Source organism: Streptomyces diversicolor, from assembly GCF_057537855.1.
On sequence record NZ_BAAJXA010000014.1, the window covers coordinates 34,528 to 48,564 of the forward strand.

A 14,037-nucleotide genomic window follows, 5' to 3' on the forward strand; every position below is an offset into this window, starting at 1 on the left:
TCACTCGAACGGGTGTGGTGAGCCGGGATCTCCGTGTGCGGCCCGTCCGTTTCAACAGGTGCGAGGGCGGAAGTCGGCCGGGAGCGGGGCGGGTTCGCGGCTCGGTTCCGCCGTCGCGCCCCGTCCCGGCGCGGAGGGCCGGGGGCATGGCGGCAGGGGGAGGAATCGCAAGGAACGGGAGGGAGGAGCGCGGGACCCGGGGCATCAGGAGGGGCACCCTGGGCGTCGGGCACTTGTCGGGTGAGGGACAATGGAGGCTCTGTCAGGGCGGGTTGCATGAGGGGACGCATGTCGGAGGCGGAGCGGGCGGGGACATCCCGTCAGGACAAGAGCGGACGTCTCCTCGCCGGGCGGTACCGGTTGGGAGAAGTGCTCGGCCGCGGCGGCATGGGTACGGTGTGGCGGGCCGAGGACGAGACCCTGGGCCGGACCGTCGCCGTCAAGGAGCTGCGGTTCCCGTCGAACATCGACGAGGAGGAGAAGCGGCGCCTGATCACGCGGACCCTGCGCGAGGCCAAGGCGATCGCACGGATCCGCAACAACAGCGCGGTCACCGTCTTCGACGTGGTCGACGAGGACGACCGGCCCTGGATCGTGATGGAACTGGTGGAGGGCAAGTCCCTCGCCGAGGTCATCCGGGAGGACGGCCTGCTGGAGCCCAAGCGTGCGGCGGAGGTCGGGCTCGCGATCCTCGACGTGCTGCGCTCGGCGCACCGCGAAGGCATCCTGCACCGCGATGTGAAGCCGTCCAACGTGCTGATCGCCGAGGACGGCCGGGTCGTGCTCACCGACTTCGGCATCGCCCAGGTCGAGGGCGACCCGTCCATCACCTCCACCGGCATGCTCGTCGGCGCGCCCTCCTACATCTCCCCTGAGCGGGCCCGCGGGCACAAGCCGGGCCCGGCGGCCGACCTGTGGTCGCTCGGCGGCCTGCTGTACGCGGCGGTGGAGGGCGTCCCGCCGTACGACAAGGGGTCGGCCATCGCGACGCTGACCGCGGTGATGACCGAGCCCCTGGAGGAGCCCAAGAACGCGGGACCCCTCAGGGACGTCATCCACGGGCTGCTCACCAAGGACGCCGCCCAGCGGCTGGACGACGCGGGTGCCCGGGCCATGCTCAACGCGGTGATCCACGCGCCCGAGCCGGAGGCGATGGACGCCACACGGGTCGTACCGCTGCCGGCGCAGCCCGGCGGGTCCGCGGACCGGGCCGCCGCGGGCGGTGGCAAGCGGGGCGAGGAGGCCGCGGAGAAGCTGCGCGGGGCGCTGCGTTCCGTGCGCAAGGCCGCGGGGGTGGCCACGGCCGGGGCGGCGAGCCGGACGGCCCCGAGCGCGGGCGGCACGGCGGCGGGCACGGGGGCGGGCGCGGGGGCGGGCGCGGGCGAGTCCCCGGCCTCCGGCGGTGCGGGTCCTGTTGGTGCGGGTGCCGTCGGTGCGGGCGCAAGCGGCAGCGGGGCTGTTGGTGCCGGCTCAGCGGGGGCGTCCGGGGCCGCTTCTCCGTCGGCCGCGGCCGGCGCGGCGGCTCCGGGGGCGGGCGCGCCGTCGGGTGCGGCGCAGTCGAGTGCGACCACGTCGGATGCGATCAAGTCGGGTGCGGCGAAGCCGAGTTCCGGGTGGCCCGTGGTGCCGCCGCCGGATCTGCCGCCGCGGCCCGCGCCCCGGGCGCCGCTCACGGACGTGGTGCCGAAGCGGACGCTGGTGATCATCGCGGTGGTCCTGGTGCTCGCGGTGGTCGGCACGGTGCTGGCCCTCACCCTCGGCGACGACAACGGCTCCAACGGCGCCGCGGACGGCGGCGGCAAGCCGGTGGCGAGCGCGGGCGCGAGCGCCGGCACCAAGCAGGACAAGGACGGCGGCACCCGCACGGACGGCGAGACCTCGGCCTCTTCCGGTACGGGCGCGGCGACGGACCCCGCGACGGGCTCCGCGTCCGGGGCGGGGAGCGAGCCCAGCGCGAGCGCGTCCGGCGACGGCGGCTCCGGCGAGTCGAACTCCAGTGGCAGCAGCGGTGCGCCCGCGGCGCAGACACACAAAGGGCGCCAGGGGTACTCGATCGGGCTGCCCGAGGGCTGGAAGTACGGGTCCTCGGACGCGGCGGGGGACCGGTTCACCGGGCCCGACGGGCAGAAGCTTCTCGTGGCCTGGACCAGCACGCCCAAGGACGACCCGGTGGCGGACTGGAAGAGCCAGGAGCGCTACATGGTGCGTCCGCAGTACCAGCGGATCCGGATAGAGCAGGTGGACTACCGCGGCTGGAACACGGCCGACTGGGAGTTCACCTACACCGACGGCGGCACGAAGTACCGGACCATCGACCGCGGCTTCGTCATCGACGGGCGGGTCGGTTACGCGCTGATGTACACCGCGAAGTCCGCGCAGTGGGACGGCGAGTTGCGCAAGGGCACCTGGAAGACGCTGACGCGGTCCTTCCAACCCAAGGCGTGAGGCAGCGGTCCGGGTTTCGGGGCGTGACAATACGGTCAAGCCCTCAATGCGGGTTGCCTCCGGCACGTATCGTGAGGGTTCGCGGACCGTACGCATCCAGGAACGCCTGCCGAACGGGCCGTAAGGCGAACCGAATTGACCGACAGGGCTGCCGGGGGAGGCAACGTGGACGACTATGCGGGTCGGGTGCTCGCCGACCGCTACCGCCTGCCGCTGCCGCCCTCCGACGAGTACGAACTCACCGAGACCCGCGCCTTCGACACCTACAGCGGGCAGGAAGTCCTCGTCAGGCAGGTGCCGTTGCCCGAGGTCGTCGAGGCGGAGGTGCTGGACGCGGACGGGCTGCCCGACGGTTTCACCGCCCGTGACCGCGGCTCGCGGCGGCCCCAGGCGGCCCGGTCGGCGACGCGGCGGCCCACGGATCCGGCGGTGCGACGTGCCGTCGAGGCGGCGCAGGCCGCCGCCCGCATACCCGACCATCCGCGGCTCGACCAGGTCTTCGACGTGTTCGCCGAGGGCGGTTCGCTGTGGATCGTCAGCGAGTGTGTGACGGCGCGCCCGCTGTCCGCGCTGCTGGCCGAGCATCCGCTGACGCCGTACCGGGCCGCCGAGGTCGCCTCCGACGTCCTGATGGCGCTGCGCGTGCTGCACGCGCACGGCTGGGTGCACCGCAACATCACCGCCCGCACGGTCCTCGTCTGCGACGACGGCCGTGTGATGCTGACCGGTCTCGCGGTCGGCGCGGCCGAGGAGGCACTGTCCGGATACGACCCGGTCCCGGCCCCGGAGGAGCCGGAGGGCGCCGGTCCGCAGGGTCTCGCCGGGCCCGTCGGGTCGGGTGGCGCCGCAGGCCCCGGCGGGCCGGGCGGGCCAGGGGGCCCCGTGGGTCCGGTCGGATCAGCGGCGCCCGGCGTGCCCGGCTACGGCGCCGGCCGGCCCGGTCGCCCCGGAGGCGTCGTGGGCGCGCCCGGTGACGGTGTCGGTGGTGGGGCGCCGGAGGGCGTGGACCCGGAGACAGCCCGGCGTGCCGCGATCCAGGCGCGGGCCGTGGGCGGCCGGCCGGTGCCCGGCGCGGAGGGCGCGGACGGAGCCGTGACGCCCGGGGCGCCGGGCCGCCCCGCGCTGGAGGGCGGCGGGGACGTCCGGGCCGCCCGCGCGGGGGCGATCGCCGCGTACCGGGCGGGCGCACGCGCCGCCGCCCGGGTGCAGGAGGCACAGCAGAACGGGCGGGCCGCGCTGCCCGGCGCCCGGCCGCCCACCGAGGCCGACCCCGGCGCCGCCGCCCGCGAAAGCGGCCCCGTTCCGGCGCCGTACGCGCCTGGCCCGGGCGCGGACCCACGCCCCGGCAGCACGCCCCCCGGACAGATAGCCGACCCCTACGGCGTGCGCGCCGCCCCCTGGCACGGGGCGTCCCCCAGGAGCGCACCGGGCGAGGACCGGCAGCGGACGGCGCTCCCCCCGGCCGGCGCCACCCGCGCGACCGCGCACGCCTCCGGCGCGCAGGTCGGCCCCGCCCCCGCGCTGCCGCCGGCCGCCGCCGACGGGCGCTCGCTCCCGGCCGCCACCGTGCCCCCGCAGGGCGGTCGTGCGCCGGTGCCTCCCGCCGGTGTGCCGCCCGTTGCCGACACCCCGCCGTCCGCCCGCTGGGGTGAGCCGGCCGCCGGTGCACCCGCCCGGCGGGGCCCCGCCACCGCGCTCGCCGCGGAACGGGCACGGCAGGTGCGGATGACCGTGGTGGGACCGGTGACCGAGCGCTGGGCACCCGAGCAGGCCGGGCCGGTGCACGAGAACTGGCAGCTGGCCGCCCCGATCGGTCCCGCGACCGACCTGTGGGCGCTCGGCGCGCTGCTGTTCAGGGCCGTACAGGGACATGCGCCCTATCCGGAGGAGTCCACCGCCGAACTGGTTCAGTTGGTGTGCGCGGAGCCGCCCGCCTTCGCGGAGGAGTGCGGGCCGCTGCGTCCGGTCGTCGAGTCGCTGCTGCGTCAGGACCCCACCGAGCGGCCGGACTTCGAGGAACTGCGCGGCTGGCTGCGCTCCCTGGTGCGGTCCGCGCCCGAGCCGGACGCCGGCACGCATGTGGTCGCCGCGCCGCCCGCCGACCCGAAGCGGCTGCCGATCGTGCGGCGCCGCGGCGAACTGGTGCGCAGACGGCGTGCCGGACTGCCCGCGACCAGCGCGCACGGGCGGCACAAGCGGGCCCGGCAGGAGACCGCCTCCCCACGCCGCCTGGGACGCACCCTGCTTCTGCTGATCCTGCTCCTGCTGGCGGGCACGATCGCGTACGCGGTGCTGTTCATGCCGAAGGCGGGCAGCACCGACGGGGCGGACGGCGAACGGACCGGGGCCGCCGGCCAGGTGAGCCAGGCACCCGCGCCCTCGGGCGGGACGAGCACCGCGCCCTCGACGGACGCGTCCGAGAAGACCTCGTCGGCGCCCTCCACCGAGACGCAGACCACCGAAGGACCCTCCGCCGCCAACGGCTTCACGCTGCGCAAGGACCCCGAGGGCTTCCGGATCGCCGTCGCCGACGGCTGGGACCGCACGCCCCGCAACGGCCTCGGGCAGGTGCTCTACACGCACGGCGACTTCCAGCTCGTCGTCGTGCCGGGCCGGGACAGCGCGGCCAAGTACGGCAGCGACCCGATGGTGTACCAGCGGGACAAGGAGAGCGAACTGCAGCCCTACCGCGACTCCAGCTGGGCCACCGCCGCCGGGCTGCGGACCATCGAGGTGGGCGGCCGGACCATGGCGGAGGGTCAGTTCACCTGGACCGACGACCAGGGGCGCGACCTGTTCGTACGCAATATCGCCCTGCTCCTCGACGGCCGCTACCACGTGGTGCAGGTGCGCGGCCCGGAGGCCGAACGGGACGAGGTGACACGGCTGTACGAGCAGGCGTCGCAGACGTACCAGTACACCCGCTGACGCCGCTTCGCGTTCGGTTCCCGCGGGCTTGCGGAAGCGAAAACCGTCACAGTGCGGTCTCCTTGGCACCCCGCCCGTTCCATGAACGACTGCCGGTCCCTAGTCTGACCCTGTCAAGAGCATTGCGGGGCAACGTGAATCAGATGCAGGGCCTGCTCGTGGCGGGCCGCTACCGGCTCGTCGACTCCATCGGCACCGGGGGCATGGGCCGAGTGTGGCGCGCACACGACGAGGTGCTGCACCGGGCGGTCGCCATCAAGGAGTTGACGGCGGCGTTCTACGTCTCCGACAGCGACCAGGCCGTGCTGCTCGCCCGCACCCGGGCCGAGGCCCGCGCGGCGGCCCGCATCAACCACTCCGCCGTCGTCACCGTGCACGACGTGCTGGAACACGACGGCCGCCCGTGGATCGTGATGGAGCTGGTCGAGGGCAGCTCGCTGGCCGACGCGGTCAAGGAGCGGGGCCGCATCGAGCCGCAGGAGGCCGCGCGCATCGGGTTGTGGGTGCTGCGGGCGCTGCGCGCCGCGCACACCGCCGGCGTCCTGCACCGTGACGTCAAGCCGGGCAACGTGCTGCTCGGGCGGGACGGCCGGGTCCTGCTCACCGACTTCGGCATCGCCCAGATAGAGGGCGACTCCACCATCACCCGCACCGGAGAGGTCGTCGGCTCGGTCGACTACCTCGCCCCGGAACGGGTGCGCGGCCACGACCCGGGCCCCGCCTCCGACCTGTGGGCGCTGGGTGCCACGCTGTACACGGCGGTGGAGGGCCGGTCGCCGTTCCGCCGCACCTCACCGCTGAGCACCATGCAGGCGGTCGTCGAGGACGAGGCCGAGGAGCCCGGGTCCGCCGGTCCGCTCGGCCCCGTCATCACCGCCCTGCTGCGCAAGGACCCCGCGGAGCGGCCGGACGCCGCGGAGACGGAGCAGCTGCTCGCGGAGGCGGCGGAGGGGCGGCGGCCCGGTGCGGCGCAGGCGTTCGTGCCGACACAGAACGTGGCGTCCCACCCGGCCGAGCCCACCGGGTACGGTCCGGCCGAGTCCACCGGGTACAGCCCGCCCGAGCCAAGCGGATACGGTCCGCCCGAGTCCACCGGGTACGGCTCCGCCACCGCCGCCCCGTACGGGACGCAGGTGACCTCGCCGGTGCCGTCCACGGCGCCGACGGCCCTCGCGCCGGCCGCGCCGCCCGCCCGGCCCCGGCGCCGCCGCCTGCGCACCTTCGCGGTCGTGATCGCGTTGGCCGCCGTCGTGGGCGGCGCCGCCGCGGTGGCACTGCAGGAGCTGGGCAGCGGACGGCAGAACGACGACGCGCACGTGACCACGCCCGACCCCACGGACTCGGCCACCACCCGAGCCACTGACCCGGCCACCGCCGGCCCCGGCGGCACGCCCACCGAGGACGCGACCGTGCCCTCCGACTGGCAGCGCGTCAACGACCCGCTGGGCTTCACCCTGTCCCTGCCCGAGGGCTGGAAGCGACAGGTGTACGGCATAGAGGGCGACCTGAAACAGGTCGACTACACACCCGACGGCGGCAAGCACTTCGTCCGCATCTCCATCGACGGCTCACCGGACTTCGCCGACCCCCACCAGCACCAGCAGGACCTGGAACAGCAGTTGCAGCGGCTGGTGGACTACGAGCGGGTGACGATGGAGGAGAACACCTACCGCGACCGCAAGGGCGCGCTGTGGGAGTACACCTGGACCGCGCTGGCCAAGGACCCGCCGTACGTCGCAGGTCCGCGCCGTGCCATCGAGGAGACGTACATCGGCCGTGACGGTGTCGAGTACGTGATCTACATGTCGTCGCCCGCCGAGGACTGGGCGACGGCGAGCCGGCAGTTCACCTGGGTGCTGCAGAGCTGGCAGCCGCCCGAGGGCTGACACGCTTGGCCGGTCGACGCCCCGGAAGCAGAGCGTCCGGGGCGGCATGATGGGCCCATGGGGACCGAGGGGGACGCCTTCCGTGTGATCGCGGGCCGTTACCGCCTGGAGGCCCGGCTCGGGCGCGGCGGGATGGGCGTGGTGTGGCGGGCGGCCGACCAACTGCTGGGACGCCGGGTCGCGGTCAAGGAACTCACCCAGGACGCCTCCCTCTCGGACGACGACGCCCGGCTGCACCGCGAGCGCACCCTGCGCGAGGCACGCGCGGTGGCGCAACTGCACCATCCGCACATCATCGTCGTGCACGACGTCGTGGAGGACGACGAACGCTCCTGCATCGTCATGGAGCTGATCGACGGCGACTCGCTCGCCGAGCGGATCGCGCGGTGCGGACCGGTCGACGCCGCCGAGGCCGCCCGCATCGGCATCGCCCTGCTCGGCGCGCTGCACACCGCGCACGCGGCCGGCGTGCTGCACCGCGACCTCAAACCCGCCAACGTGCTGATCGAGTCGGGCACCGACCGGGTCGTGCTCACCGACTTCGGCATCGCACAGGTCGCCGGCGCCACCACGCTCACCGAGACCGGCTCCTTCGTCGGTTCGCCCGAATACACCGCGCCCGAGCGGATGTCCGGGAACCGGGCCGGGCCCGCGTCCGATCTGTGGTCGCTGGGCGCGCTGCTGTGCGCGGTGCTCAGCGGCGAGTCGCCGTTCCGGCGCGACTCGCTCGGCGGCATCCTGCACGCCGTCGTCGCCGCCGAGATCCGGCCGCCCGCCGAGGCCGAGCCGCTGCTTCCGGTCATCCGGGGCCTGCTGGAACGCGACCCGGCCCGGCGGCTGGGGGCGGCCGAGGCGGAGCGGATGCTGCGCGCGTTCCTGGAGACCGGCCGTACGCCGCCGCCGGCCGAGGGGTCGCGGCAGGCCGGCCCGTATCCGCCGACCCAGCGGGACGTGCCGGGGCCGGTGCCGGCCGGCCGGACGCCGTTACGGCTGTCGCGGCGGCGCGTGCTGGTGGCGGCGCTGCTGGTCGCGGCGATGGCCGGGGCCGGCATCTCGGCGGCGGCACTGCTGATCAACCGTGACGGCGACGGCGGTGGCGCACCGACGCGTCCGGCGCCCGGCACGTCGGCGAGCACGGCACCGGGCACACCGGCGCCCGGCACACCGGCGCCCGGCACACCGGCGCCCGGCGCGTCGGCGCCCGGGACATCGGCGCCCGGGACGTCGGCGGGCGCGTCGCCTTCGCCTGGCGCGTCCACCGCCTTGGGCGCCCGCCCGGCACCCTCGGGCTATCGCACCGCCCGGGACCCCGCGGGCTTCTCCCTCGCCGTGCCCGAGGGTTTCACCCGCGATCCGCAGGACGAGCGTGTCTTCTATCTGTCGCCGGGGGCGACCTTCCGGCTCGGCATCAAGGTCACCGAACCCGGGCCGGGCGGCCCGCTCGGGGTGCTGCGCCGGGCGGCGGCCGAGGGTCCGCGCACCAACCCCGGGTACCGCGACGGCCGGGTGACCGAGGCCACGCACCGCGGACGACCGGCCGCGCTCTGGGAGTTCAGCTGGAGCGGCTTCAGCGCGGTGGAGGGGCCACGGCACACCTACGACCTGTGCTGGGAGGAGAACGGCCGGCTGTACGACGTATGGGTGTCGGCGCCGGTGGGCGAGACCCGCACGGCCCGCGCACACTTCGACGTGGCCCTCGACACCTTCGCACGCGACTGACGCCGGTCCCGACGCACGCCGTCCACCCATGCGTGGGGAGCCGGTGGGTCACGGGTCTGTGACCGGTTGGCGCCGAGTGTGGCTGTTTCGCCGCGTGGCGCGGTATGGATGGACGCATGAGCAGCAACGGGGGAGCCCATCAGCGCGCCGACGAGCCGACGAGTTTCGGTCTGCAACCGCCCAACCCGCCCGCCCACGTGCCGCATCCGGACAATCCGTATGCGGCGCCGGCCCAACTGGCGCCGCCATGGCCCGAATCGCCACGGCCCGAGTCGGCGCGGCCCGAGCCGCCACAGCCCGCGCGGGACCTCGGCGCGGGGCGTCTGATAGCCGGGCGCTACCGGCTGTTGTCGAAGCTCGGTGACGGCGGCATGGGCACGGTGTGGCGGGCCAAGGACGAGACGGTGGACCGTGAGGTCGCGGTGAAGGAGCCGCGGGTCGCGGAGCATCTTCCCGAACAGGAACGCGCGAACGCCTTCGAGCGGATGCGACGCGAGGCGCGCGCGGCGGCCCGTCTCGACCACCCGGCGGTGGTGAACGTCCATGACGTGGCGGTCGTCGACGGCCGGCCGTGGATCGTGATGGAGCTGGTGCGGGGGCGTTCGCTGGGCAGCGCGCTCCGGGAGGGCACCCTGGACACGCGGGAGGCGGCCCGGGTCGGCCTCCAGGTGCTCGGCGCGCTGGAGGCCGCCCACGCGGCGGGCGTGCTGCACCGTGACGTCAAGCCCGACAACGTCCTGCTCGGCCGGCACGACCGGGTCGTCCTCACCGACTTCGGCATCGCGCAGATCGAGGGCGAGACCAATCTGACCGACACGGGCGGCTTCGTCGGATCACCCGAGTACATCGCGCCGGAACGGGTGTTGGGCAGGCGCCCCGGGCCCGCCTCGGACCTGTGGTCCCTCGGCGTGGTCCTGTACGCGGCCACGGAGGGCGTCTCGCCCTTCCGCCGCAGCAACACCGCCGCCACGCTCCAGTCGGTACTCAACGCGACCCCCGCCCCGCCCGCCGCCGCGCACGGCCCGCTCGCCGAGGCCGTGAGCGGGCTGCTGGAGAAGGACCCCACGCGCCGTCCGGACGCGGCCCGGGTGCGCGCCCTGCTGGAGGCGGCCGCGCGTCCCCCGGCCGCGGTGCCCGCCGGGCCGCCCTCGGCCGCCGGCCCGGCCGGCCGCCGCTTCCGGCCGGGCCGCGGAACCTGGTGGGGTCTCGGCCCGGTTGTGGCCGCCGCGGCGGTGGCGGGGTATCTGCTGTTCGCCGACCCGTTCGGCGGCTCCCTCCCGGCGGACTGGGAGACGAGGGCGGAGAAGAACCTGGGCGCGACGCTGGCGGTGCCGGCGGCGTACAAGGCCGTTCACCCGGGCAGGAGCGACACCGACCAGAACTGGGTCACGTACTACGATCCGAGCGGCGCCGTCTGGATCGGGCTGAGCCTGTCCAGGAAGTCCGACGACTCCCTGCGTCAGATCAAGGGCTCCGCGGCCTCCCAGATGTACGCGGACAACGAGAAGTTCAAGGACGACGGCGACTACAACCTCTCCATGCCCGAGGGGCCGGCGACGAGACCGGACGACAACGCCGAGTTCCACGGCAGGCCGGCGGCCCAGAACACGGTCACCTACACGACGACCGACAGTCAGAACCCGCGCCCCCGCGAGCTGCGGGTCTTCTACTACCGGACCACGGCCGGGGACATGTACAAGCTCACCATCGGCTATCCGGGCAAGGGCGACTTCACGGCCCGGGGCCGCGAGGTGGCCGGCACGGCCGTCGCGCATCTGACCGTCGACAAGCCCTGAAACAGGGGGAGTTGAGGGATCCATCGCGGCGGGGTGGCGCGGTGGCCCGCGTCGACAAGGACGCCGCAGACGCGGTACTGATGGGGCATGAGTGAAGACGGTGCACCCGCGGCCGGCGGGCGCCTGATAGGCGGCCGGTACCGGCTGTCAGCGCGCCTCGGCGCCGATGCCACGGCCGACGGCGCCGCCACCGGACGGGTGTGGCGGGCCGTCGACGAGGCGACCGACCGTGAAGTCGCCGTCAAGCAACCGCTGTTGCTGCCGCCGTCGCAGCCGCCGGACCCGCGGGTCGCCCACCGCGTGCACCATGAGGCCCGGGCCGCAGCGCGCGTGGACCATCCGTCCGCCGTGACCGTCCTGGACGTGCTGCTCGATGACGGACTCCCGTGGATCGTCATGGAGTTGGTGCGCGGCGAGTCGCTGCGTACGGCGCTGCGCCGCGGGCCCGTCCCGCCCGCCGAAGCCGCCCGGATCGCTCTCGCCGTCCTCGGCGCGCTGCGTGCCGCGCACGCCGTCGGCATCGTGCACCGTGGCGTCAAGCCGGCCAACGTCCTGATCGAGTCCGGAACCGGCCGCGTCGTCGTCACCGACTTCGGCACCGGGCGCGGTGGCCCCGCGGATCCGCCCGGCCCGTCGGCAGGGCCGTCCGACCCCCTCGGCCCGCGTGACTTCCTCGCCCCCGAGCGGCTGTCCCGGCCGGGCGCAGGACCCGCCTCCGACCTGTGGTCCCTGGGTGTGCTGCTGTACGTCGCCGTCGAGGGCCACTCGCCCTTCGACCCCACACCGGCTCCCGCCTCCGGGGTCCCCGCGCCCGGCGCGCCCGTATCCGGTGCTCCCGTGCCCGGGGCGCCCGCCTCCGGGGCTCCCGTGCCCGGCGTGCCCGCATCCGGGGCTTTCGTATCCGGGGCTCCCGTGCCCGGCGTGCCCGCATCCGGTGCTCCCGCATCCGGTGCTCCCGCGCCCGGTGCTCCCGCATCCGGGGCCCCCGCGCCCGGCGCTCTCGCAATCGGCACCATTGCATCCAGCGCACCCAGCGCACCCAGGGCTCCCGCACCCGGCGCGGCCGTACCCGCGACTCCCCTGGCCGGGGCTCCCGCGCCCGGGGCTCCCGGCTATGACCGGGCCGGTCCGCTCGGCCCCCTGCTCACCCGGCTCCTGGTCGACGAACCGGCGGACCGGCCGGGGCCCGACGAGGTGGCCGCCGTGCTGCGCGCGGTCGCCGAAGGGGAGCGCGCGGGGCGGCGCGACGGGCAGGAGGTGAGGGCGACGCCGTCGCGCAGATCATCGGCCCCGCTCCTCGGACCGGCCCGGCGCCTGGGCACAACGCCCTGATCAGCACGTTCACCGCCAGTGTTCACTGGCGTCGTGTGAGCACTCGGTGAATCCCTGTTACCGACGGGTACCCAAAGTTTCCGCGCCGGAATACCCTGCCGCTCATGACCGACTCGCAGGCCCAGGAACAGGCTCCGGCACGGCCCACGGACGTGCCCGGCACCGGCACGAACCCGCTCGCCCCCGCTCCCGAGGGCGCGCGGACCGCCGCCGACGTGGTCACGCCGGAACTGGTCGCCCAGCTCACCAAGGGCGTCATCGGCTCTGGCCGCACCGCCAACCACACGCCGTTCACCGGCGAGAAGCTGGCCGACCTGCCGCAGTCCACGCCCGAGGACGTGCGCAAGGCGTTCCAGGCCGCCCGAGCCGCCCAGGCCGTATGGGAGCGGACCCCGGTGCGGCAGCGGGCCGCCGTGCTGCTGCGCTTCCACGACCTGCTGCTCGAACGGCAGGCCGAGGTCCTGGACCTGATCCAGCTGGAGACCGGCAAGGCGCGGCTGCACGCCCACGAGGAGGTCCAGGCCGTCGCCGTCGCCGCCCGCCACTACGGCCGCAAGGCGCCCGCCTACCTCAGGCCCAGGCGGCACACGGGCGCGGTGCCCACCCTGACCAAGGTCACCGAACTGCGCCACCCGCGCGGGGTCGTGGGCCAGATCGCCCCCTGGAACTATCCGCTGGAGCTGTCGGTCGGCGATGCGCTGCCCGCCCTCGTCGCCGGCAACGCGCTCGTGATGAAGCCGGACACCGAGACCTGCCTCACCGCCCTGTGGGCACGCGACCTGCTGATCGAGGCCGGGCTGCCCGCCGGTGCCTTCCAGGTGGTCCTCGGCGACGGCCCGGTCGTCGGCCCCGAGGTCGTCCGGCACGCCGACTACGTCTCCTTCACCGGCTCCACCCGCACCGGGCGCGAGGTGGCGCGGAGCGCCGCCGCCCGGCTGGTCGGCGTCTCCCTCGAACTCGGCGGCAAGAACGCCATGCTGGTGCTCGCCGACGCCGACATCGAGAAGGCCGCCGCCGGCGCCGTCCGCGCCTGCTTCTCCTCCGCCGGTCAACTCTGCGTATCCATCGAGCGGTTGTACGTCCATGAGTCGATCGCCGACGCCTTCCTCGACCGGTTCGCCGCCCGCACCAGGGCCATCCGGCTCGGCACCAGCCTCGCCTACGGCGCCGACATGGGCTCCCTGGCCGGGGAACGCCAGCTGGAGACCGTACGACGGCATGTGACGGAGGCCGTCGCCAAGGGCGCGAAGGTGATCGCCGGCGGTGTGGCCCGCCCGGACATCGGCCCGTACTTCTTCGAACCCACCATCCTCGACGGCGTCGAGGCGCCCATGGCCGTCTGCACCGAGGAGACCTTCGGACCGGTCGTGTCGGTGTACCGCTTCACGACCGAGGACGAGGCGGTCGAGCACGCCAACTCCACGCCCTACGGCCTGAACTCGTCGGTGTGGACGAAGGACGGCCGGCGCGGCAGGGCCGTCGCCGCACGTCTGCGCACGGGCACGGTCAACGTCAACGAGGGCTATGCGCCCGCGTACGGCAGCGTCCAGTCCCCGATGGGCGGCATGAAGGACTCCGGCCTCGGCCGTCGGCACGGCTCCGACGGCATCCTCAAGTACACCGAGGCCCAGACGGTGGCCCAGCAGCGGCTGCTCCCGATGGCCCCGTCGCTGGGGATGGACGACGAGAAGTACGCCAGGTTCATGAGCGGGAGCCTGCGGCTCATGAAGGCCCTCCGGCTCCGCTGAGCGCCCCGCCGGACCTGCCGCGATGTGCCGTCGGTCGTCTGCGGCACCGTCGTGGCCGGTCGCGCAGTCCCCCGCGCCCCTTTCAGGGCTCTGCCGAACCGCAACGGGCTTCGCCGGGTCTGCTGAGCCGACCTGATTTCTGGGCACGGGAGCCGCGCGAGCGGCCACCGAAGCCCGCACGCA

7 protein-coding genes are annotated in these 14,037 nt (G+C 74.8%); all 7 read left to right on the forward strand.

Translation table 11 applies throughout. The features are described from left to right. The first annotated feature begins 288 nt into the window (after positions 1–288). Positions 289–2,445, forward strand: coding sequence for a serine/threonine-protein kinase (locus tag AC27LF_RS18215; protein ID WP_479657192.1), 2,157 nt, complete (start codon positions 289–291; stop codon positions 2,443–2,445). 165 nt (positions 2,446–2,610) lie between these two features. After that, positions 2,611–5,373 carry a protein kinase gene (locus tag AC27LF_RS18220; RefSeq protein ID WP_479657059.1) on the forward strand — a complete coding sequence of 921 codons (2,763 nt, stop codon included), beginning with the start codon at positions 2,611–2,613 and terminating at the stop codon, positions 5,371–5,373. A gap of 143 nt (positions 5,374–5,516) precedes the next feature. Then, positions 5,517–7,259: a serine/threonine-protein kinase gene (locus AC27LF_RS18225; RefSeq protein ID WP_479657193.1), complete on the forward strand. Its 1,743-nt coding sequence runs from the start codon at positions 5,517–5,519 to the stop codon at positions 7,257–7,259. 57 nt (positions 7,260–7,316) lie between these two features. Continuing rightward, positions 7,317–8,978, forward strand: a complete 1,662-nt coding sequence (locus AC27LF_RS18230) for a serine/threonine-protein kinase (protein ID WP_479657060.1) — start codon at positions 7,317–7,319, stop codon at positions 8,976–8,978. A gap of 116 nt (positions 8,979–9,094) precedes the next feature. Beyond that, entirely contained in the window at positions 9,095–10,774 is a 1,680-nt protein-coding gene (locus tag AC27LF_RS18235) for a serine/threonine-protein kinase (RefSeq protein WP_479657061.1), read from the forward strand. Between the two features lie 87 nt (positions 10,775–10,861). Further along, on the forward strand, positions 10,862–12,106 hold the full coding sequence (locus tag AC27LF_RS18240) for a serine/threonine-protein kinase (protein ID WP_479657062.1): 1,245 nt from the start codon (positions 10,862–10,864) through the stop codon (positions 12,104–12,106). Between the two features lie 104 nt (positions 12,107–12,210). Next, positions 12,211–13,854, forward strand: a complete 1,644-nt coding sequence (locus AC27LF_RS18245) for a succinic semialdehyde dehydrogenase (RefSeq protein ID WP_479657063.1) — start codon at positions 12,211–12,213, stop codon at positions 13,852–13,854. Positions 13,855–14,037: the final 183 nt, after the last annotated feature.

Excerpts from the sequence above, each read along its gene's own strand:
- AC27LF_RS18215 (WP_479657192.1), top strand. The coding sequence starts at position 289 with ATGTCGGAGGCGGAGCGGGCGGGGACATCCCGTCAGGACAAGAGCGGA.
- AC27LF_RS18225 (WP_479657193.1), top strand. The coding sequence starts at position 5,517 with ATGCAGGGCCTGCTCGTGGCGGGCCGCTACCGGCTCGTCGACTCCATC.
- AC27LF_RS18230 (WP_479657060.1), top strand. The coding sequence starts at position 7,317 with ATGGGGACCGAGGGGGACGCCTTCCGTGTGATCGCGGGCCGTTACCGC.
- AC27LF_RS18235 (WP_479657061.1), top strand. The coding sequence starts at position 9,095 with ATGAGCAGCAACGGGGGAGCCCATCAGCGCGCCGACGAGCCGACGAGT.
- AC27LF_RS18240 (WP_479657062.1), top strand. The coding sequence starts at position 10,862 with ATGAGTGAAGACGGTGCACCCGCGGCCGGCGGGCGCCTGATAGGCGGC.
- AC27LF_RS18245 (WP_479657063.1), top strand. The coding sequence starts at position 12,211 with ATGACCGACTCGCAGGCCCAGGAACAGGCTCCGGCACGGCCCACGGAC.